This is a genomic window from Mycobacterium riyadhense (assembly GCF_963853645.1).
In the GTDB taxonomy this organism is placed as follows: Bacteria; Actinomycetota; Actinomycetes; order Mycobacteriales; family Mycobacteriaceae; genus Mycobacterium; species Mycobacterium riyadhense.
In genome coordinates this window covers 3,044,827-3,065,033 of record NZ_OY970456.1, presented here as the reverse complement: position 1 = coordinate 3,065,033, position 20,207 = coordinate 3,044,827, and the positions used below count along the sequence as shown (strand labels likewise).

The following is a 20,207-nucleotide window of genomic DNA, read 5'->3' as shown; positions in this document are numbered from 1 at the left end:
GTCGGCGGACTTTCTGATTTTTCATGCCGGAATTTCGTATTCTGATTTAGTCATTATTCGCCACGTGTGCTAGCAGTCGGGCTGGTGTGAAGGGCAGGATCGCGTGTCGCTTGTGGTCGTGGCACCGGAGACGGTCCAGGCGGCGGTCCGGGACCTGCTGGACATCGGCTCGGGGCTGCAAGCGGCCAATACAGCGGCGACGGCGATAACTGGGGTGGGTGCGCCGGGTCTCGACGAGGTGTCGGAGGCGGTCACGTCGCTGATCAACGCGTTCGGTCAGACCTATCGGGAGATTAGCGTTCAGGCGGCTGCGTTTTACGCCCAGTTCGTGCAGCTCCTCCATATCGCTGCCGAATGGTATTGGGCCACCGACGCTATCAATGACGTCGTTTTAGCGCAGGGAATCGACGATCAGATAGATACCAGCCCACCCGGCGGCTAGAGGTCCGTTCGCGATTTGGTCTGGCGGAGGGCGTCACGTCCGCGTTGGACTTTGGCGATGAGGTTTAGCCAGGAACTCGAGGTCGGCGTGAAGTGCAGGTTCCAACCGCCCTCGGCTGGTCTGAGTGGGGTAGTTCGATGGGTGTCGAGGGGTGGAGGTTAGGTAGTCGGCTACGGGCCCCCGCATGCGGTTGTTGGTCGACGATCGCACAGTCGGAAGTTCTTCGTGGGTCGTGTTGACCTCGTCGGATCGGGGCTGTTGATGTCATCTTTTGTGATAGCGACTGCTGGGAGTTTGGCGTCGGCGGCGGAGGGTTTGACCGGGCTCGAGGAGGCGATTAGGGCGGCAAATGCGTCGGCGGCCAGCTCGACAACGCACGTGCTGACCGCGGCCGGCGACGAGGTGTCGGCGGCAATCGCGAGGCTGTTTGGCACCTACGGCTACGAATATCAGGCGCTGAGTGCCCAGGCGGCGAGGTTTCATGCCCAGTTTGTGCAGGCGCTGACTGCCGGTGCGCGGGAGTACACGGCAGTCGAGGCCGCCAACGCCTCGCGGTTGCAGACCCTGGGGCAGGACGTGCTTGCCGTGACCAATGCCCACACCGAGGCGTTGCTGGGTCACCCGTTGATCGGGACCGGCTCGACTGCCGCCCCCGCGGCAGCCACCCAGATCTACAATGGTCCGATTCCGTGGTTTCCGGGGACGCTGACGATGAACCAGGTGGTATCGGATTCAGGGGCCGTCTCCTTTTCGGGCAATCTTGCCGTCGGGGAGGCCGTACTGGCCCCCTTTAGGCTGCTTACTTTGGGGGCTATACCGGCCAACATGGTGGTCTCGTTCCAAAATTCCGCCGCAACAGCTGTCAGCCAACTCCTAGGGGGACAGGTGCCGGCCGCCCTCCAGACGCTCTTGATGTCTCCCCTTATCGCCATCAACGACGGCATTAACGGAACATTTACGGTAACCCTGCCATTGCCTGATGCGCTGGTGCAGCAATTATCGTCAGGCGCAATTACGTCAGCCACGGTCAGCCTTGGGCTTGGCCCCTGGGGCGCAGTGGGGCCTGCTGTGATTACGGCGCAACCGGGTTCACTTGCGGCTACAGTGACGCTAAGTTGAGCGACGTTACGCGGGCGCCGAGCCACGGGTCCACTTCGAGCTGAACGGCTAACCGGCTAACCGGTCGCCCTGCCAGGTGCGCAGCGTCCCGCCATCGGCCAACGCCAACACCGTCGACCCCGGCTCGAAGCAATCAGCGAATGACGTTGTCGGATAATATAACTCGTTGATGGTGGCGCACGGTGCGGCGAGGACGTCGTCGGCCAGCGACCCGGCTCCCAGCTCGACCCGATGACGCAGCAGCGGCCGGTCACGCCGGTCGGCCCACAGCGATCCCGACCAAAACCCTTCGCGCTCATTGCATCTGCCGACCTGCACCCGCTCCCGGAAGCGAATCTGGCCATCGTCGTGCAGCGCCAAAACTACCCAGGACCAATGCCGGGCTGACGCAGCGACAACCGTCGGCTCGAGATCCACATCCAGGGTTCCGCTCACATCGATCCGCCAGCGGGCGTGCGACGCCGGGGTCCGTGGACCGGGCAAGGCGACGGTGGCGGCGGCGCTACGCAGCTTGAGCCGCGCGCCCTCCTCGACGATCACCCGAATGTCTATGGTGTCGCCGCCCAATGGGATGGCGGCTGCCGACACCAGGTGCACCGTATCCGGTGCGGTGCAGCGCGCCTGGACCCCGCCACGGCAGTCGATGCGCGGCAAGCGGTTTCGTGACGCGACAACCAGTACCTTAGAATGCATCAATGTCCATCAGCTGGCCAGCTGGGTGCGAACCCAGGCCAGAACTTGGCTTGCGGCTGGGTCTTCGATCAACGATTGCAGCACGGTCGGGCGCCCCCCGCGCACCACGTCGGCGTCGCGTGCCATCACCTGCAGGTCTGCGCCCACCAGCGGAGCCAGGTCAGTTTTGTTGATTACCAACAGATCCGAATAGGTGACTCCCGGTCCGCCCTTGCGCGGTACCTTGTCGCCGCCGGCCACATCGACCACGAAGATCTGCACGTCCACCAAGCCCGAAGAGAAGGTGGCCGTGAGGTTGTCGCCACCGGATTCGACCAATATCAGGTCCAGATGATCTTGTGCAGCGATCAAGTCGTCGATCGCGTCCAGATTCGCGGTGATGTCGTCACGGATCGCGGTGTGCGGGCAACCGCCGGTCTGCACGGCCGCGATCCGATCGTCGGGCAGCACCGCATGCTTGCGCAGGAAGTCGGCGTCTTCGGTGGTGTAGATGTCATTGGTCAGTACCGCCACCGACAGCTCGTCCCGTAACTGCCGACAAAGGGCGGCGACCAACGCGGTCTTTCCGGAGCCGACCGGGCCGCCGACGCCGATGCGCAGCGGCTCGCCGGGCTGGCGGACCCGCTTTGGGCGATCGGTGTGCACGTGTGGGTGGGAGTGGGTGTCAGAGTGGAAATGCCGTGTCATTTCTTACCTTTCAGGAGGCGAACAGGGGACGCTCGCGTTCGGCATGGCGCTGTGCGAGCGTGTCGAGCAACGGGTCGGATAAGTCGGCGAGTCCGGCGATTGCCTCGATGGCGATGGCCTCGCATAGGTCGCAGAGTCGGAAGGTCAGAGCGGCCACGTCGGCGGGGTCGAGCGCCAGCAGGCGCTGCGCGGCGGTGGCAGAGCCGGTCATCGTGGTGTAGATGAGGTGCAGGGCGTTGTGGTCGGGGGCGAGGCCGCTCAGCGTTCCCACGCGCCCGGCGACAACCGCAAGATGCGGGCGCCTGCCCAGCGCATCCCATTGCGCGTCGGGCCAGATCAGGCGCGCCAGACGCGCCAGCCCCCGGCCCTGGCTGCGCGACGCCTGTCTGGCGGCCGGCGCCGGGGTGCGCGCATCGGTCTCATGATCGGCGTCATCGAGGGCTAGATCGCCTCGCTGTACCGCGACGGCAATCGACGCCGTGACCAGTCCGTGCGTGCGGATTCGCCGTGTAAGGAACGCCTCCAGGGTGGCCAGGTCGGTTACCATCCCGCTGACGACAGCTTCTTCGATGCCACCGGAGTGCACGTGCGCGCCGCTGGGCAGCCGTGAGTCGGCCAGCGCGAGAAGCGTTGCGAGCGAAGCCATCAGAACAGGAAATACCGCTGCGCCATGGGAAGTTCGGCGGCCGGCTGCTGTTGCCACACCTGCCCATTGATGCGCACGGTGAAGGTGTCGGGCTCGACATCGATGTTGGGCAGCACATCGTTGAGTGGCAGGTCAGCCTTGCTGACGGCGCGCACGTCGTTCACCGGAACCACTCGACGGTTGACCGCGAGCCGCTCGGGCAGGCGCGCCTCGATCGCTTGTGGTGCGACAAAGTGCACCGAGGTGGCCGCCGCGGTGGGCGGGGCAGCGCCGAACATCGGCCGCGGAAGCACGGGTTGGGGCGTCGGGATGGACGCGTTCGCGTCACCCATCGCCGCCCAGGCGATCGCGCCGCCCTTGAGCACGAGGTGCGGACGGACTCCGAAAAATGCCGGTTCCCACAGCACCAGGTCGGCCAATTTGCCCACCTCAACCGAACCGACCAGATGGTCCAGGCCGTGTGTAATGGCCGGACAGATGGTGTATTTCGCGATATACCGCCGGACCCGATTGTTGTCGGCGGCTTGGCTGCCAGACGGGTCGCCTTCCAATGCCCCGCGACGCGCCTTCATCACATGCGCGGTCTGCCAGGTGCGCAGCACCACCTCGCCGACGCGGCCCATGGCCTGTGAGTCGCTGCCAATCATCGAGATCGCGCCCATGTCGTGCAGCAAGTCCTCGGCTGCGATGGTCGACGGCCGGATCCGGCTCTCGGCGAACGCTAGGTCTTCCGGTATCCGGGGGTTGAGATGGTGACACACCATCAGCATGTCGAGGTGCTCGTCGAGGGTGTTGACCGTGTGCGGACGGGTGGGATTGGTGGAGCTAGGCAGCACATTCCGGTGTGCGGCGACGGTGATGATGTCCGGGGCGTGCCCGCCGCCGGCACCCTCGGTGTGGTAGGCGTGAATTGAGCGTCCGGCGATCGCGCCAATGGTGTCCTCGACGAACCCCAGCTCGTTGAGGGTGTCGGAATGCAGCGCGACCTGCACACCGGCGGCCTCGGCGACAGTCAAGCAGGCGTCGATGGCCGCGGGTGTGGATCCCCAATCCTCATGCAGTTTGAAACCCGATGCGCCACCGCGTAATTGCTCCCACAGCGCGTCGGCACTCACGGTGTTTCCCTTGCCGAGCAAAGCAAAGTTCACTGGCCAGGAATCCAGTGACTCCAGCATCCGGGCCAGGTGCCACTCGCCGGGGGTGACGGTAGTGGCCTTGGTTCCCTCGGCGGGCCCGGTGCCGCCGCCAATAATCGTGGTCGTCCCCGCTCCGAGCGCTTCGACGATGATCTGTGGGCAAACCAGGTGGACGTGGCAGTCGACGGTGCCGGCGGTGACGATTCGGCCGTTGCCGCCAATGATTTCGGTAGACGGTCCGACGACCAGATCCCGATGCACACCCGTCATGATGTCGGGATTGCCGGCCTTTCCGATTCCCACGATGCGGCCATCGCGAATTCCGATGTCGGCCTTGATGATTCCCCAGTAATCGATAATCACCGCGCCGGTGATCACGGTGTCGGGCGCGCCCTCGGCGCGGGTCGCCCGCCCCTGGCCCATGGACTCACGCAGCACCTTGCCGCCACCGAACACCGCCTCGTCGCCGGCCAATCCAGGCCCCCCGCTGCGGTCTTCTGTGACTTGTACCAGCAGGTTGGTATCGGCCAGCCGGATCCGGTCTCCGGTGGTTGGTCCGAATAGCTGCGCGTAGCGCTCCCTAGTTAGCTTTGCCATCAGGAGTCCAGTTGTCCGGGCGGAGTCAGGGTCAATCCGTACACTTCGCGCCGTCCGCACAACGGAACCAACCGAACGGTCTGCGACACACCAGGCTCGAAACGGACCGCCGTGGCGGCCGGAATGTCCAGGCGGTAACCGCGGGCCGCGAGGCGGTCGAACGACAGCGCCGCATTGGCCTGCGCGAGGTGCACATGACTACCGACCTGCACCGGGCGATCGCCGGTGTTGACGATCTGCATCTCAAGTCGCTGTGCTGCTGCATTGATCTCGATATCGCCACTGCCGTAGAGGATTTCGCCGGGAATCATGCTACCGGGTGGTGTACGGTGACCAACTTGGTTCCGTCCGGAAACGTCGCCTCCACCTGCACCTCGGTAAGCATTTCCGGCACGCCCTCCATCACGTCCTCGCGGCTGAGCACCTCGCGACCACTGACCATCAGTTCGGCGACGCTGCGGCCATCACGGGCGCCCTCGAGGATGTGGTCGCTGATGACCGCGACGGCTTCCGGATGGTTGAGGCGCAAGCCGCGCGCCCGACGCCGGCGGGCCAGCTCGGCGGCGTAGGACAGCAGCAATCGCTCCTGTTCGTGCGGCGTCAGGCGCATGCTCTGCGATCCTGCCACGCCGCCGACTTCAGCACATGCCGAGCCAACCTCAGCCGTCGTTGGGTTACGGCTCGAGGTTCTGCAACCGCACCTGGCCCCGGGCCACCACCCGGTCGCGATCATCGGTGATGGTGACCAACCACAGCTGTTGACGCCGACCGCGGTGCACCGGTTCAGCCTTGCCGAACACCATCCCGGAATTGATCGCGCGCAGGAAGTCCGTGTTGTTGTTGACGCCAACAACGTTTCCGCCGCCGTTCGCGGCGAGCCAGGTAAAGGCGGCCGCGCTGGCAATGCTCTCGATCATCGAGCAGTAGGCACCGCCGTGCACGATTCCCATCGGCTGCAGGAGTTTGGGCTTGACCTCCAGCCGCGCGCGGGCGCCGTCGGGGCTGAGTTCGGTGAATTGCAGCCCCAACTCGGTGTCGAACGGGGCGGTGAAGTTTGGCGGGATGACCGTGTCCGGCGGTTGCACGACCTTGTGTCTACACCATCCCCGAAAACGGGCGAGCCCCGTGCACCAGGCACGGGGCTCGCCGATCGAGTGGACCGGGGGTCGCTGCAGCCCTCAGGACTCTGCCACGGTCATTTGTTCGCTCGACCGGTATTAGAATAGGCAAGGCTGCCCTAATTTCGCAAGCGCCGGGTGCGTAGTGTTGCGAACGTGAGGGACCGATTCTCGGATGTGAGCGGCCGTGACGCCGGTCACAGAGAGCGGCTGCCGGGTGCCGGTCTAGCAGGGTTCGGTTTGGCACCGACCGGTTTTGGATACGACGGTCGGTAGTAAGCCGGAGTACGCTGGTTTCAACCTGATGGAGATGAGTGAACTATGGCCAAGCTGACGCGGCTGGGGGATCTGGAACGCGCCGTGATGGATCACTTGTGGTCCACGGCGGAACCTCAAACCGTTCGCCAAGTCCACGAAGCGTTGTCGGCGCGGCGCGACCTCGCCTATACGACGGTGATGACCGTGCTGCAACGGTTGGCCAAGAAGAATCTGGTCTCTCAAATTCGCGACGATCGGGCGCACCGCTATGCCCCCGTACATGGCCGCGACGAACTAGTCGCCGGGCTTATGGTCGATGCACTGGCCCAGGCCGAGGACTCCGGCAGTAGGCAGGCCGCACTGGTGCACTTCGTAGAGCGGGTCGGCGCCGACGAGGCGGACGCACTCCGCCGCGCACTCGCCGAATTGGAAGCAAGTCATCGCAATTCGTCATCTGCTGGCGCTCCAGCGGAGGACTGAGAGAGACTAGCAGCGTGTCCGCGCTGGCCTTCACCATCCTCGCGGTGCTGCTGGCTGGCCCAACCCCAGCCTTACTAGCACGAGCGACGTGGCCGTTGCGCGCCCCACGAGCCGCGATGGTGCTCTGGCAGGCCATTGCGCTCGCTGCAGCGCTATCGGCATTCAGTGCAGGCATCGCGATTGCCAGCCGGGTGCTCATGCCCGGTCCCGACGGGCGCCCCACCGCCACCATTCTCGGAGCCGAGGGCCGGCTCGGCTGGCCGTTGTGGACGGCATACATCGCCGTCTTCGCGCTCACGGTGCTGGTGGGGGTCCGGCTGGTGGCCGCGGTGCTGAGGGGCGCCATCGCCACTCGGCGGCGGCGAGCCCATCACCGCATGGTGATTGATCTGGTTCACGTCGGGCACGACGGTGCTCTGGCCCAGCCGGGCACGCGGACTCGCGACCTTCGCGTCTTGGACGTGGCCGAGCCGCTTGCCTACTGCCTGCCCGGGGTGCGTAGCCGGGTGGTGGTCAGCGAAGGGGCGCTGAACACCCTGGGCGACGCCGAGGTCGCGGCGATCCTCACCCATGAGCGGGCTCATCTGCGGGCCCGCCATGACCTTGTGTTGGAGGCGTTCACCGCGGTACACGCGGCCTTTCCACGTCTGGTGCGCAGTGCAAACGCGCTGGGCGCGGTGCAGCTGCTCGTCGAGCTGCTGGCCGACGACGCGGCGGTGCGCGCCGCCGGGCGCACCCCCCTGGCCCGCGCCTTGGTGGCGTGTGCATCCGGGCGGGCGCCATCGGGTGCGTTGGCGGCGGGAGGTCCGTCCACCGTGCTACGGGTGCGCCGGCTCTCGGGCCGCGGCAACAGCCTGGCGCTGTCGGTGGCCGCCTACCTCGCCGCCGCTGCGGTGCTGGTGGTGCCCACCATTGCGCTGGCCGTACCGTGGCTCACCGAGCTGCAACGGCTGATCACCATCTAAAGCGTCGCGACACTTTGGGGTACCACTAGTCCGCTGTGCCACAGTGTGTCCGAATGGCGTTCGAAAATGCGCTAGGCAAGATTCTCGAATACGACGCCCGACCGAAAGGCAGGATATGAGCTCGTCGGAATCGAACACCGCGACCGCACAGATAGGCGTCACCGGCCTGGCCGTGATGGGTTCGAACATCGCCCGAAACTTCGCCCGGCACGGGTACACCGTGGCTCTGCATAATCGGTCCATCGCCAAGACCGATGCCCTGCTCGAAGAACACGGGTCCGAGGGCAAGTTTGTCCGTGCCGAAACGATCCCGGAATTCCTTGCCGCACTGCAGACGCCGCGTCGGGTCCTGATCATGGTCAAGGCCGGTGACCCCACCGATGCCGTCATCAACGAGCTCGCCGACACCATGGAACCCGGCGACATCATCATCGACGGCGGTAATGCGCTGTTCACCGACACCATGCGCCGGGAGAAGGCGATGCGTGAGCGTGGGCTGCACTTCGTCGGCGCCGGCATCTCCGGCGGCGAAGAGGGGGCCCTGAACGGTCCATCGATCATGCCGGGCGGTCCCGCCGAGTCGTACGAGTCGCTGGGCCCGCTGCTCGAGGAGATCTCCGCCCATGTCGACGGCGTCCCGTGCTGTACCCACATCGGCCCCGACGGGTCCGGACACTTCGTCAAGATGGTCCACAACGGCATCGAGTACTCCGACATGCAGCTCATCGGCGAGGCCTATCAGCTGCTGCGCGATGGACTGGGCCTGGATGCACCGCGGATCGCCGACGTATTCACCGGCTGGAACAAGGGCGACCTGGACAGCTACCTGGTCGAGATCACCGCAGAGGTGCTGCGCCAGAACGACGCCAAGACCGGTAAGCCGCTGGTCGACGTGATTCTGGATGAAGCCGAACAAAAAGGCACCGGCCGCTGGACGGTCAAATCAGCCCTGGATCTCGGGGTGCCGGTAACCGGAATAGCCGAGGCGGTATTCGCCCGCGCCCTGTCCGGTTCGGTGGCGCAACGCAAGGCCACCATCGGGCTGGCGTCGGGCAAGCTCGGCGAGAAACCCACCGATCACGAGACCTTCACCGAAGACGTCCGCCAGGCGTTGTATGCCTCCAAGATCGTGGCCTACGCACAAGGCTTCAACCACATTCAGGCAGGCAGCGCCGAATACGGCTGGGGCATCACCCCGGGCGATTTGGCGACCATCTGGCGCGGTGGCTGCATCATTCGGGCCAAGTTTCTCAACCGCATCAAGGAAGCCTTCGACGCCGACCCAAACCTGGCCAGCCTGATCGTCGCGCCGTATTTCCGCAGCGCCGTAGAGGCGGCCATCGACAGTTGGCGGCGGGTGGTAGTCACGGCGACTCAACTGGGTATTCCAACTCCCGGATTCTCGTCGGCCCTCGCGTATTACGACGGGTTGCGCACCGAGCGGTTGCCCGCGGCGCTTACCCAGGCCCAGCGCGACTTCTTCGGTGCGCACACCTACGGGCGGATCGACGAGCCGGGCAAATTCCACACATTATGGAGTGGAGACCGCAGCGAAGTACCGGCCTAACGAATTGCAGCAGCGATGAGGTTCTTAGACGGGCACCGACCCTGGTACGACCTGACCTACAACGACGTGTTCATTGTGCCGAACCGTTCCGACGTCGCATCGCGGTTCGACGTCGACTTGTCCACCACCGACGGGTCGGGCACCACCATCCCGGTGGTGGTCGCCAACATGACCGCGGTAGCCGGACGACGGATGGCCGAGACGGTGGCCCGCCGCGGCGGCATCGTGATCCTCCCCCAGGATCTGCCGATTCCTGCGGTGCAGCAGACGGTGGATTTCGTCAAGAGCCGAGACCTGGTGCTCGACACCCCGGTGATGCTGGCGCCGGACGATTCTGTGTCGGATGCGATGGCCCTGATCCACAAGCGCGCGCACGGTGTCGCGGTAGTGGTCTTCGAGGGCCGCCCAATCGGTTTGGTCTGCGAGTCGTCGTGCATGGGCGTGGATCGCTTCACCCGGGTGCGCGATATCGCCGTGGCGGATTTCGTGACCGCCCCCGCTGGGACCGAACCGCGCAAGATCTTCGACCTGCTCGAGCACGCCCCAATCGACGTCGCGGTACTGACCAGCGCCGACGGCACATTGGCGGGAGTGCTGAGTCGCACTGGAGCGATCCGCGCCGGCATCTACACCCCGGCCACCGACGATGCGGGCCGGCTCCGGGTTGGCGCGGCCGTCGGCATCACCGGCGACGTGGGCGCCAAGGCCCGTGCTCTCGTCGAGGCCGGCGTCGACTTGCTGGTCATCGACACCGCTCACGGACACCAGGTCAAGACGCTGGACGCAATCAGCGTGGTCTCATCTCTGGACTTGGGTGTGCCGCTGGCGGCGGGAAATGTGGTGTCGGCGGAGGGAACTCGGGATCTGCTCGAGGCCGGCGCGAACATCGTCAAGGTCGGTGTCGGCCCCGGCGCCATGTGCACCACCCGAATGATGACCGGTGTGGGCCGTCCGCAGTTCTCCGCGGTGCTCGAATGTGCTTCTGCTGCAAGACAACTCGGTGGCCATGTGTGGGCCGACGGCGGAATCCGGCATCCGCGCGACGTGGCACTGGCGTTGGCGGCCGGCGCGTCGAACGTGATGATCGGGTCCTGGTTCGCCGGTACCTACGAGTCCCCCGGTGACCTGATGCGTGACCGCGACGATCAGCCGTTCAAGGAGAGCTACGGGATGGCGTCCAAGCGGGCGGTCGTCGCCCGTACGGCCGCGGACACCCCCTTCGACCAAGCCCGCAAGGCATTGTTCGAAGAAGGCATCTCGACATCGAGGATGGGCCTTGACCCCGACCGCGGCGGGGTCGAAGACCTCATCGACCACATCACCTCCGGCGTGCGCAGCACCTGCACGTATGTCGGTGCCACGAACCTCGCCGAGCTACATGAGCGGGTCGTGATCGGCGTGCAGTCGACGGCCGGCTTCGCCGAAGGGCATCCCCTGCCCACCGGCTGGTGACTGCGTCCCCGCGGGGTTCGGGTCTATCTTCGCTACCATGTGAATTTCACCCGCAGCAACGCGTTGCGCGGCATCGAGGGAAAGGTATGACGTGCCGCAGGCACCCGTCGAGGCCGTAGGCTTCCGGGACGAGCGGCCATCCGGGACGCCGCGAGCTGCTGCGGCAGCGCGACATCCGGGCGGCCCATGATCTTGATCGGCACCGTGGTCAGCGTGCTGGCCATTTTGGCGCTCACATTCGGCACCGCGGTGTTCGTCGCGGCGGAATTCTCCCTGACCGCGCTGGACCGCAGCACGGTTGAGGCCAACGCCCGAAGCGGCGCCAGCCGCGACCGCTTCATCCAACGTGCCCACCGCAGGTTGTCCTTCCAGCTGTCCGGGGCCCAGTTGGGTATCTCGATCACCACGCTGGCAACCGGTTACCTCACCGAGCCGCTGGTGGCAGAGCTGCCGCATCCGTGGCTGGACGCCATGGGGATACCGGACAAGATCTCCGACACGATTACGACGTTCCTGGCACTGGTCATCGTGACCTCGGTGTCGATGGTGTTCGGCGAGCTGGTCCCCAAGTACCTCGCGGTGGCTCGGCCGCTGCGGACCGCCCGCGCGGTCGCGCTTCCCCAGTGGCTGTTCTCGGTGCTGTTCACGCCGGCGATCCGGCTGACGAACGGCGCGGCGAACTGGATCTTGCGTCGACTCGGCATCGAGCCGGCCGAGGAATTGCGGTCGGCCCGCACCCAGCAGGAACTGGTGTCGCTGGTACGAAGCTCGGCACGCAGGGGCTCGCTTGATGACGCCACCGCTTCGCTGATGCACCGCTCGCTGCAGTTCGGCGCTTTGACGGCCGAGGAGCTGATGACGCCGCGGTCGAAGGTCGTGGCATTGCAGACCGACGACACCATCGCCGATCTGGTTGCGGCAGTCGCTGCGACAGGGTTCTCGCGATTCCCGGTGGTCCGGGCTGACCTCGACGAAACCGTCGGCATCGTGCACGTCAAGCAGGTGTTCGAGGTACCGCCGGCCGCTCGTGCGCACACGTTGTTGACCACGGTCGCCAAGCCCGTTGCGGTTGTGCCCTCGACGCTGGACGGCGACGCAGTGCTGGCGCAAATTCGTGCCAACGCGTTGCAGACCGCGATGGTTGTCGACGAATATGGGGGCACCGCGGGCATGGTCACCGTCGAGGATGTGATCGAAGAGATCGTCGGCGACGTCCGCGATGAGCACGATGACGCGACGCCGCATGTGGAGGCGGCGGAAAATGGCTGGCGAGTATCGGGACTGTTGCGCATCGACGAGGTGGCAACCGCCACCGGCTATCGAGCCGCCGAGGGGCCGTACGAGACGATCGGCGGGTTGGTTCTTCGGGAGCTGGGCCACATCCCGGTTGCCGGCGAAACCGTTGAGCTGACCGCCCTGAATACCGATGGCCTACCGGATGATTCGGCGCGCTGGCAGGCCACGGTAGTCCAGATGGACGGCCGCCGGATCGACCTCCTGGAGCTGACTCAATTGGGCCGGCGTGATAAGTCCGGGTTGGGCGAGGGCAACCGATGAACGTCATGCTGGCAGTCGCGCTGACGATCCTGCTGCTGGGCGCCAACGCGTTGTTGGTCAGCGCAGAATTCGCGCTCATCTCGGCCCGGCGCGACCGCCTCGAGGCGTTGGCCGAGCAGGGCCGGGCCAGCGCTGTCACGGTGATCCGGGCCAATGAGCAGCTCGCGCTGATGCTGACGGGAGCTCAGTTGGGTATCACAGTGGCCTCGATCCTGCTTGGCCGAATCGGCGAGCCAGCTGTCGCCCATCTGCTGGAGACGCCGTTGCGCCTAGTCGGCATGCCGGACGGGCTGCGGCATCCGCTGGCCTTCGCGGTCGCACTGGCGATTGTGGTCGCCCTGCACGTGCTGCTCGGTGAGATGGTGCCGAAGAATATCGCCATCGCCGGACCGGAGAAGACAGCGATGCTGCTGGTGCCGCCGTACCTGATCTACATGCGGGCCGCTCGCCCGTTCATCTGGCTCTACGACAGGAGTTCCAAAGCGATACTGCGGGCGCTTGGGGTGCAGCCCAAAGACGAGCTTGACATCACCGTCTCCACGGTCGAGCTGAGCGAAATGATCGCCGAATCGGTGTCCGAAGGTCTGCTGGATCCCGAGGAGCACACGCGGCTAACCCGGGCGTTGCGGGTTCGCACCCGGGTGGTTGGCGATGTTGCGGTGCCGCTGGTCAACGTACACGCAGTGCCGGTTGCGGCCCCGGGGTCCGGGCCTACTATCGGCGCGATCGAAGAGGCCCTCGCCCAGACCGGTTACTCCCGGTTTCCGGTGGTGGGTCGCGATGGCAGGTACGTCGGATACCTGCACATCAAGGACGTGCTGGCGCTCGGTGATGATCCGCAAACCGTGATCGACCTTGCCCTGGTGCGTCCGCTGCCGCTTGTTCCCAGTTCGCTGGGGCTGCCCGACGCCTTGTCACACCTGCGTCGCAGCAACAGCCATCTGGCATTGGTGACTGCCGAAGACGGCGCGGTGGTTGCCATGTTGGCGTTGGAGGATCTGGTGGATGACTTGGTTGGCACCATGCGCGACGGGATAGACCGAGACTGACGCCCTGGCCGCCGGGCGCCATCGTGTGCAGCCCGTATGATCTGAGCGGCCATGGGTAACGGCGGCCATCGGTAACGGGAGCGTGGGGAAAACGTACCGATCCCATGTACATGTGTTGCCAGAAAGCGGTTCGCGTGGCCCACCGGGTCGCCGCGCGCGAAGCTGCTAGCGCGGCGTGACCTGCTGTTGCGGGTCGGCCGGATACGCTCGTCGGGCTGCAGCTCGGTAGGCTGACGTAGTAGCCAGTGGAGGAGCCGGGGACGGCCATGACGGAGGAGAACCATGACTGATCGCGTGTCGGCGGGCAACTTGCGCGTCGCTCGGGTGCTCTACGACTTCGTGAATAAAGAGGCCCTTCCTGGCACCGACATTGACCCGGACAGCTTCTGGGCTGGCGTCGAAAAGGTCGTCACCGACCTCACACCGCAGAATCAGGCGCTGTTGAACACCCGCGACGAGCTGCAAGCCCAAATCGACAAATGGCACCGGCATCGGGTTATCGCGCCGCTCGACGTGGAGGCTTACCGTCAGTTCCTCACCGAAATTGGCTACCTGCTACCCGAACCCGACGACTTCACCATCACCACATCCGGGGTTGATGACGAGATCACTACCACCGCCGGTCCCCAGCTTGTGGTGCCGGTCCTCAACGCACGATTCGCGCTGAACGCGGCCAACGCACGCTGGGGCTCCCTCTACGACGCCCTGTATGGGACCGATGTCATCTCAGAAGACGATGGAGCTGAAAAGGGCAGCGGCTACAACAAGGTTCGCGGTGACAAGGTCATCGCCTACGCACGCAAGTTCCTCGATCAGGCCGTACCGTTGGCGTCGGGCTCCTGGGCCGACGCGACGGGTGTAAGCATCGTCGACGGGCAGCTGCAGATCGCCATCGGTGCGGAGGCCAGCGGGTTAGCCAGCCCGGAGAAGTTCCTCGGGTACACCGGCGAACTCGGCTCCCCCAACTGGTCGGTGCTGCTGGTCAACCACGGTCTGCACATCGAGGTCCAGATCGACCCGGAATCACCGATCGGCGCAACGGACCGGGCTGGTGTCAAGGACGTGATCCTGGAATCGGCGATCACCACGATCATGGACTTCGAGGACTCGGTGGCAGCCGTCGACGCCGACGACAAGGTGCTCGGCTACCGCAACTGGCTCGGCCTGAACAAGGGCGACCTGGCCGAGGAAGTCACCAAGGACGGCAAGACCTTCACTCGCGTGCTCAACGCGGACCGCACCTACAGCACCCCCGACGGCGGCGAATTGACCCTGCCGGGACGCAGCGTGTTGTTCGTCCGCAACGTGGGCCATCTGATGACCAACGATGCGATTGTTGTAAGCGAGGCCGGCGGCCAGGAAAATGAAGTCTTCGAAGGCATCATGGATGCGCTATTCACTGGCCTGATCGCGATCCATGGACTCAAGACCGGTGACCTCAACGGGCCGTTGACCAATAGCCGTACCGGTTCCATCTACATCGTCAAACCCAAGATGCACGGCCCGGACGAGGTGGCCTTTACTTGCGAGCTGTTCAGCCGCGTCGAGGATGTGCTGGGGTTGCCGCAGGGCACGCTCAAGGTCGGCATCATGGACGAAGAGCGCCGGACGACGCTCAATTTGAAGGCCTGCATCAAGGCCGCCGCCGACCGAGTGGTGTTCATCAACACCGGCTTCCTGGACCGCACCGGCGACGAAATCCACACATCGATGGAGGCCGGCCCGATGATCCGCAAGGGTGCGATGAAGAACACCACGTGGATCAAGGCCTACGAGGACGCCAACGTCGACATCGGGCTTGCCGCCGGCTTCACCGGAAAGGCTCAGATCGGCAAGGGCATGTGGGCGATGACCGAGCTGATGGCCGACATGGTCGAGCAGAAGATCGGCCAGCCCAGGGCCGGCGCCACCACTGCCTGGGTACCTTCGCCGACCGCGGCAACCCTGCACGCGATGCACTACCACCAAGTGGACGTGTTCGCCGTGCAGCAGGAGCTCGAAGGCAAGACCCGCACCACCGTCGACCAACTGCTGACGATTCCGCTGGCCAAGGAGCTGGCCTGGGCCCCTGAGGAGATCCGCGAAGAGGTCGACAACAACTGCCAGTCGATCCTCGGCTATGTGGTGCGCTGGGTCGAGCAGGGTGTCGGCTGTTCGAAGGTCCCCGACATCCACAACGTGGCGCTCATGGAGGACCGCGCGACCCTGCGGATCTCCAGTCAATTGCTGGCCAACTGGCTGCGCCACGGCGTCATCACCAGCCAGGACGTGCGTGCCGGCCTGGAACGAATGGCGCCGTTCGTTGATCAGCAAAATGCCGGCGACGCGGCATATCGTCCGATGGCGCCGAATTTCGACGACAGCGTCGCCTTCCTGGCCGCTCAGGATCTGATCTTGTCCGGTGGGCAGCAGCCCAACGGGTACACGGAGCCGATCCTGCATCGCCGTCGTCGCGAATTTAAGGCCCGCTCTGGTGCATGATTTCCGTTTGACGGGGCGCAACGTTCGAAGGAGAGGACGCACACGCCGGTATGGGTAGGCACAGTAAGCCCGACCCTGAGGATTACGCCGACGAGCCGTCTGATGAATACCCTGCCGATCATCAGGGCGCGGGCGATGAGGTAGCCGAAGGCCCGGGCGGTGCCCACGAAGCTGGGCCTGGCCCCGACGCCGGGTTCCCTGAGGGTGCGCCCGGCCCGTGGTACACCGACGAGGACCACTACCCCACGCTCGGTGCGTATTCGGCACCCAGTGCAGACGAGTACCCCGACTTTGGATCGCGCCCGCCAAGCTCCGAACCGACGAGTCCGGAGCCAAGTGCCGCACCCCCGCCCTTGTTCCGTGCCGCCGGCCGTCGGGGACTCGGCGAATGGCAAGGCGGTCACCGAAGCCCAGGCGGACGACGCGGCGTGAGCACCGGTGTGGTCGTGGCTCTTGTTGCTGTCGTGGTGGTAGTGGCCGGGGTGATCCTGTGGGGCTTCTTCAGTGACGCGTTGTCGCACCGCTCGCACACGGCGGCTGCGCGCTGTGTGGGCGGCAACGACACAGTCGTTGTCATCGCTGACCCGACGATCGCCGACCAGGTGAAGGATCTCGCCGACAGCTACAACGCATCCGCCGGCCCAATCGGTGACCGCTGCGTCGCCGTGGCGGTGAAACCGGCCGGCTCCGACGCCGTGATCGCAGGTTTCATCGGCAAATGGCCGTCCGAACTGGGCGGCCGACCCGGCTTGTGGGTTCCCGGTAGTTCGATCTCTGCGGCGCGGCTCGCCGGCGCCGCGGGCCAGAAGATCATTAGCGACAGCCGTTCACTGGCGACGTCGCCGGTGTTGCTCGCCATCCGGCCCGAACTCCAGAAGGCCCTGTCCAACCAGAACTGGGCCGCGCTGCCCGGCTTACAAACGAACCCCGATTCCTTGGCCGGTTTGAACATGCCGACCTGGGGATCATTGCGGCTGTCGCTGCCGGTCACCGGTAATGGCGACGCCGCGTTTCTGGCAGGTGAAGCCATTGCAGCCGCGTCGGTACCAGCCGGTGCGCCACCAACCGCCGGCGCCGGTGCGGTGCGCACACTGATGGGCGCGCAACCCGAGCTCGGCGACGACTCCCTGGGCGAGGCGATGAACGCGCTGCTCAAGCCTGGCGATGTGGCGGCGGCCCCAGTGCACGCGGTGATCACCACCGAACAGCAGCTGTTCCAGCGCGGCCAGTCGATCTCCGATGCCAAGAACAAGCTGGGATCCTGGCTACCGCCCGGGCCGGTGGCACTGGCTGACTACCCCACCGTGCTGCTCAGCGGCTCGTGGCTATCGCAGGAGCAGACCACCGCGGCCAGCGCTTTCGCCAGGTACATGCACAAGCCCGAGCAACTTGCAAAGCTGGCCAAGGCGGGATTCCGCGTCAACGGAGTCAAGCCGCCCAGCAGCCAGGTCACCAGTTTTGCGGCACTGCCCGGCACGTTGTCCGTCGGTGACGACGGAATGCGGGCTACCTTGGCCGACACGATGGCCATGCCCTCGACCGGAGTGGCCGCAACGATCATGCTTGATCAGTCGATGCCCAACGATGAGGGCGGCAAGACCCGGCTGGCCAACGTGGTCACGGCGCTCGACAACCGGATCAAGGCGTTGCCCCCTAACTCCGTGGTGGGGCTGTGGACGTTCGACGGCCACGAGGGGCGCGCGGAGGTGTCCGCCGGGCCGTTGGCCGACCAGGTCAACGGTCAGCCACGCTCGGCGGCCCTGCTGGCCGCGCTGGACAAGCAGTATTCGTCCAACGGCGGCGCCGTGTCGTTTACCACGCTGCGCATGATCTATCAGGAGATGCAGGCCAATTTCCGTGCTGGTCAACAGAATTCGGTGCTGGTGATTACCGCCGGGCCGCACACGGACAAGACCCTTGACGGGCCGGGCCTAGAGGATTTCATTCGCACCAGCGCGGACCCCGCCAAGCCGGTCGCGGTCAACGTCATCGACTTCGGTGGCGACCCGGACCGACCAACCTGGGAAACCGTCGCCCGGCTCAGCGGCGGCAGCTACCAGAACCTGGCGACGTCGGCCACCCCTGAGCTCGCCACCGCGGTCGACACATTCTTGAGCTGATCGTCTGCCGGGGTGGTCTCATCGTGAACGGCGGCTCGGATGCGGCCTGGTGATGTGCGACGGGGTGCGGCTATTCGACGAGCAGCGACAGCGCGGCGTCGGCGTAGGCTTTGGGGGCCTCGACCTGCGGGTAGTGACCCAGACCTGGCAGTTCAACGACGGCACCGCTGGGACGCAATTCCCGTAATCCATCGAGCACGTTGGTTGTTGCCACCGGATCGTCGAGTCCCCACACGAAGCCCAGCGGTTTGGGCCAATCGCGCACGGCGCCATGCCAACGCTGCGCGTACCGCACCCGCTCGTCGAGGTAGCTGATCAATAGGTGCGATATCCGGTTGCCGTCGTTGTAGCACAACAATTCCCACTGGGCCTGCGCCTCCTCGGCCGACAGCGGGTGCGCGGATGAAAAGACCCTGCCAAACCCCCGCTTGAAGCCACCGCGGCTAGCCAGCCGGGCGACGATCGGTCCCAGCGGGCCGCGCAATGCCTTCTGGATCGGCCTTAGGCTGGCGCGCTCTAGGATCACGCTGCCGTTGCTGAGCACCGCGCGTCGCAGCTCGAACGGCAGCTGGCCGGCCAGATCGCGGGCCAGCAGCTCGGTGGTTACCGACGTGCCCATGTCGTGGGCGAGCGCCACCACCGGGCCGGTCGTGGTTTGGGTGACCACGGTCTGCACCAGGTCGGCCTGCTCAAGAAGGCTGTAGCGGTGCGGGCGCGGCTTGTCGGACAAGCCGAAGCCCAGAAAGTCCATTGTCACCCAGGCATGCCCGGCCAGGTGTGGGAGCACAGCCCGGAAGTCAAACGAACTGGACGGATAGCCGTGCAACAGCAGCACGGTCGGCGCTTCGCCTGGTCCCGACCGAACAAACACTTTTCCAATCGGCGTGTGCAGCCAACGGCCACCGTCCCGCCAGTCTCGAACACTCGCTGATGTCACCCTTCGGGCATACCATCGGGAACGCACCAGAGGAGGGTAATGACTGTCACATTCACACCGGATCCGCAGCTGTATCCGTTCGAGTCGCGCTGGTTCGATAGCTCGCGGGGGCGGGTCCACTACGTCGACGAGGGCGAGGGTCCCCCGATTCTGTTGTGTCACGGCAACCCGACGTGGAGTTTCCTCTATCGGGACATCATCGTCGCACTGCGGGACCGTTTCCGTTGTATCGCGCCGGATTATCTGGGTTTCGGGTTATCGGAGCGCCCCTTGGGATTCGGGTACAAGATCGACGAGCACGCCCAGGTGATCGGCGAATTCGTCGATCACCTGGGCCTCCAGGGCTACCTCACGATGGGCCAGGATTGGGGTGGGCCGATCGGCCTGGCGGTCGCCGTCGAGCGTGCCAACCGGGTACGTGGCGTCGTGTTGGGCAACACGTGGTTCTGGCCGGCGGACACGCTGGCGACGAAGGCCTTCAGCAGGGTGATGTCCAGCCCACCGATGCAGTACGCAATCCTGAAGCGCAACTTCTTCGTCGAGCGGCTGATCCCCGCCGGATCAGAGCACCGGCCAAGCGACGCGGTAATGACCCACTACCGCGCGGTGCAGCCCGACGCCGCGGCACGGCTGGGCGTAGCCGAAATGCCCAAGCAGATCTTGGCCGCCCATCCATTGCTCGCACGGCTCGCCCAGGAAGTGCCCGCCAAGTTGGGTGCCAAGCCCGCTCTGTTGGTCTGGGGCATGAAGGACATGGCGTTCAGGCCCGGTCCGTCAATCCCCCGCATGCGCAAAGCGTTTCCGGATCACGTCCTTGTCGAGTTACCGACCGCCAAGCACTACATCCAGGAGGATGCGCCGGATCGTATCGCTACGGCGATCATCGAGCGCTTCGGTTGACCA

Annotated in this window: 18 protein-coding genes and 1 pseudogene; 11 read left to right on the top strand and 8 right to left on the bottom strand. The window is 65.4% G+C overall.

From position 1 onward, the window contains the following. Positions 1–103: 103 nt before the first annotated feature. Positions 104–442: a PE family protein gene (locus AADZ78_RS13705; RefSeq protein WP_085249372.1), complete on the top strand. Its 339-nt coding sequence runs from the start codon at positions 104–106 to the stop codon at positions 440–442. 261 nt (positions 443–703) lie between these two features. Continuing rightward, a complete protein-coding gene (locus AADZ78_RS13700; protein ID WP_085249436.1) occupies positions 704–1,561 on the top strand; it encodes a PE family protein in 858 nt (285 codons plus the stop codon). A 48-nt stretch (positions 1,562–1,609) separates the two neighbouring features. On the opposite strand, the gene AADZ78_RS13695 is transcribed toward AADZ78_RS13700, so the two are convergent. The 7 genes from AADZ78_RS13695 to AADZ78_RS13665 form a co-directional block, all read right to left on the bottom strand. Beyond that, the gene (locus tag AADZ78_RS13695; protein WP_085249371.1) at positions 1,610–2,254 is read right to left on the bottom strand and encodes an urease accessory protein UreD; all 645 of its coding nucleotides are present in this window, start codon (positions 2,252–2,254) and stop codon (positions 1,610–1,612) included. Positions 2,255–2,263: 9 nt separating this feature from the next. Continuing rightward, the gene (ureG, locus tag AADZ78_RS13690) at positions 2,264–2,941 is read right to left on the bottom strand and encodes an urease accessory protein UreG (protein ID WP_085249370.1); all 678 of its coding nucleotides are present in this window, start codon (positions 2,939–2,941) and stop codon (positions 2,264–2,266) included. A 10-nt stretch (positions 2,942–2,951) separates the two neighbouring features. Then, positions 2,952–3,587 (bottom strand): urease accessory protein UreF, encoded by a 636-nt coding sequence (locus tag AADZ78_RS13685; RefSeq protein ID WP_085249369.1) that lies wholly within the window; start codon positions 3,585–3,587, stop codon positions 2,952–2,954. Continuing rightward, positions 3,587–5,320, bottom strand: coding sequence for an urease subunit alpha (locus AADZ78_RS13680; RefSeq protein WP_085249368.1), 1,734 nt, complete (start codon positions 5,318–5,320; stop codon positions 3,587–3,589). The genes AADZ78_RS13685 and AADZ78_RS13680 overlap by 1 nt, the downstream gene beginning before the upstream one ends. After that, the gene (locus tag AADZ78_RS13675; RefSeq protein WP_085249367.1) at positions 5,320–5,631 is read right to left on the bottom strand and encodes an urease subunit beta; all 312 of its coding nucleotides are present in this window, start codon (positions 5,629–5,631) and stop codon (positions 5,320–5,322) included. Before AADZ78_RS13675 ends, AADZ78_RS13680 begins: the two co-directional genes overlap by 1 nt. Then, positions 5,628–5,930: an urease subunit gamma gene (locus AADZ78_RS13670; RefSeq protein ID WP_085249366.1), complete on the bottom strand. Its 303-nt coding sequence runs from the start codon at positions 5,928–5,930 to the stop codon at positions 5,628–5,630. The genes AADZ78_RS13675 and AADZ78_RS13670 overlap by 4 nt, the downstream gene beginning before the upstream one ends. A gap of 64 nt (positions 5,931–5,994) precedes the next feature. Then, positions 5,995–6,405: a PaaI family thioesterase gene (locus tag AADZ78_RS13665; RefSeq protein WP_085249365.1), complete on the bottom strand. Its 411-nt coding sequence runs from the start codon at positions 6,403–6,405 to the stop codon at positions 5,995–5,997. Positions 6,406–6,759: 354 nt separating this feature from the next. On the opposite strand from AADZ78_RS13665, the gene AADZ78_RS13660 reads away from it, so the two are divergent. From AADZ78_RS13660 to AADZ78_RS13625, 8 genes and pseudogenes are all read left to right on the top strand, one after another. Further along, positions 6,760–7,176 carry a BlaI/MecI/CopY family transcriptional regulator gene (locus AADZ78_RS13660; RefSeq protein WP_085249364.1) on the top strand — a complete coding sequence of 139 codons (417 nt, stop codon included), beginning with the start codon at positions 6,760–6,762 and terminating at the stop codon, positions 7,174–7,176. A 14-nt stretch (positions 7,177–7,190) separates the two neighbouring features. After that, positions 7,191–8,141, top strand: coding sequence for a M56 family metallopeptidase (locus AADZ78_RS13655; protein ID WP_085249363.1), 951 nt, complete (start codon positions 7,191–7,193; stop codon positions 8,139–8,141). Positions 8,142–8,256: 115 nt separating this feature from the next. Beyond that, positions 8,257–9,708 (top strand): NADP-dependent phosphogluconate dehydrogenase, encoded by a 1,452-nt coding sequence (gene gndA / locus AADZ78_RS13650; RefSeq protein ID WP_085249362.1) that lies wholly within the window; start codon positions 8,257–8,259, stop codon positions 9,706–9,708. A gap of 15 nt (positions 9,709–9,723) precedes the next feature. Next, on the top strand, positions 9,724–11,160 hold the full coding sequence (locus tag AADZ78_RS13645) for a GuaB1 family IMP dehydrogenase-related protein (protein WP_085249361.1): 1,437 nt from the start codon (positions 9,724–9,726) through the stop codon (positions 11,158–11,160). A gap of 186 nt (positions 11,161–11,346) precedes the next feature. Continuing rightward, complete coding sequence (locus AADZ78_RS13640) at positions 11,347–12,717, top strand: hemolysin family protein (RefSeq protein WP_085249360.1); 1,371 nt, start codon at positions 11,347–11,349, stop codon at positions 12,715–12,717. Beyond that, positions 12,714–13,766, top strand: a complete 1,053-nt coding sequence (locus AADZ78_RS13635) for a hemolysin family protein (RefSeq protein WP_085249359.1) — start codon at positions 12,714–12,716, stop codon at positions 13,764–13,766. The genes AADZ78_RS13640 and AADZ78_RS13635 overlap by 4 nt, the downstream gene beginning before the upstream one ends. A gap of 282 nt (positions 13,767–14,048) precedes the next feature. Then, positions 14,049–16,247, top strand: a complete 2,199-nt coding sequence (locus tag AADZ78_RS13630) for a malate synthase G (protein WP_085249358.1) — start codon at positions 14,049–14,051, stop codon at positions 16,245–16,247. A 230-nt stretch (positions 16,248–16,477) separates the two neighbouring features. Continuing rightward, positions 16,478–18,367: pseudogene (locus AADZ78_RS13625) on the top strand (substrate-binding domain-containing protein); the annotation flags it as partial. 70 nt (positions 18,368–18,437) lie between these two features. Here AADZ78_RS13625 and AADZ78_RS13620 read toward each other — a convergent pair. Continuing rightward, complete coding sequence (locus AADZ78_RS13620; RefSeq protein ID WP_085249356.1) at positions 18,438–19,304, bottom strand: alpha/beta fold hydrolase; 867 nt, start codon at positions 19,302–19,304, stop codon at positions 18,438–18,440. A 39-nt stretch (positions 19,305–19,343) separates the two neighbouring features. Between AADZ78_RS13620 and AADZ78_RS13615 the strand changes: the two genes are divergently transcribed. Then, positions 19,344–20,204 carry a haloalkane dehalogenase gene (locus tag AADZ78_RS13615; protein ID WP_085249355.1) on the top strand — a complete coding sequence of 287 codons (861 nt, stop codon included), beginning with the start codon at positions 19,344–19,346 and terminating at the stop codon, positions 20,202–20,204. The last annotated feature ends 3 nt before the right edge of the window (positions 20,205–20,207 follow it).

Bases quoted from the DNA above. Each gene is read 5' to 3' on its own strand.
- ureG (WP_085249370.1), bottom strand. From the start codon at position 2,941: ATGACACGGCATTTCCACTCTGACACCCACTCCCACCCACACGTGCAC.
- AADZ78_RS13675 (WP_085249367.1), bottom strand. From the start codon at position 5,631: ATGATTCCCGGCGAAATCCTCTACGGCAGTGGCGATATCGAGATCAAT.
- AADZ78_RS13700 (WP_085249436.1), top strand. From the start codon at position 704: ATGTCATCTTTTGTGATAGCGACTGCTGGGAGTTTGGCGTCGGCGGCG.
- gndA (WP_085249362.1), top strand. From the start codon at position 8,257: ATGAGCTCGTCGGAATCGAACACCGCGACCGCACAGATAGGCGTCACC.
- AADZ78_RS13680 (WP_085249368.1), bottom strand. From the start codon at position 5,320: ATGGCAAAGCTAACTAGGGAGCGCTACGCGCAGCTATTCGGACCAACC.
- AADZ78_RS13670 (WP_085249366.1), bottom strand. From the start codon at position 5,930: ATGCGCCTGACGCCGCACGAACAGGAGCGATTGCTGCTGTCCTACGCC.
- AADZ78_RS13630 (WP_085249358.1), top strand. From the start codon at position 14,049: ATGACTGATCGCGTGTCGGCGGGCAACTTGCGCGTCGCTCGGGTGCTC.
- AADZ78_RS13640 (WP_085249360.1), top strand. From the start codon at position 11,347: ATGATCTTGATCGGCACCGTGGTCAGCGTGCTGGCCATTTTGGCGCTC.
- AADZ78_RS13685 (WP_085249369.1), bottom strand. From the start codon at position 3,587: ATGGCTTCGCTCGCAACGCTTCTCGCGCTGGCCGACTCACGGCTGCCC.
- AADZ78_RS13645 (WP_085249361.1), top strand. From the start codon at position 9,724: ATGAGGTTCTTAGACGGGCACCGACCCTGGTACGACCTGACCTACAAC.
- AADZ78_RS13635 (WP_085249359.1), top strand. From the start codon at position 12,714: ATGAACGTCATGCTGGCAGTCGCGCTGACGATCCTGCTGCTGGGCGCC.
- AADZ78_RS13695 (WP_085249371.1), bottom strand. From the start codon at position 2,254: ATGCATTCTAAGGTACTGGTTGTCGCGTCACGAAACCGCTTGCCGCGC.
- AADZ78_RS13660 (WP_085249364.1), top strand. From the start codon at position 6,760: ATGGCCAAGCTGACGCGGCTGGGGGATCTGGAACGCGCCGTGATGGAT.
- AADZ78_RS13615 (WP_085249355.1), top strand. From the start codon at position 19,344: ATGACTGTCACATTCACACCGGATCCGCAGCTGTATCCGTTCGAGTCG.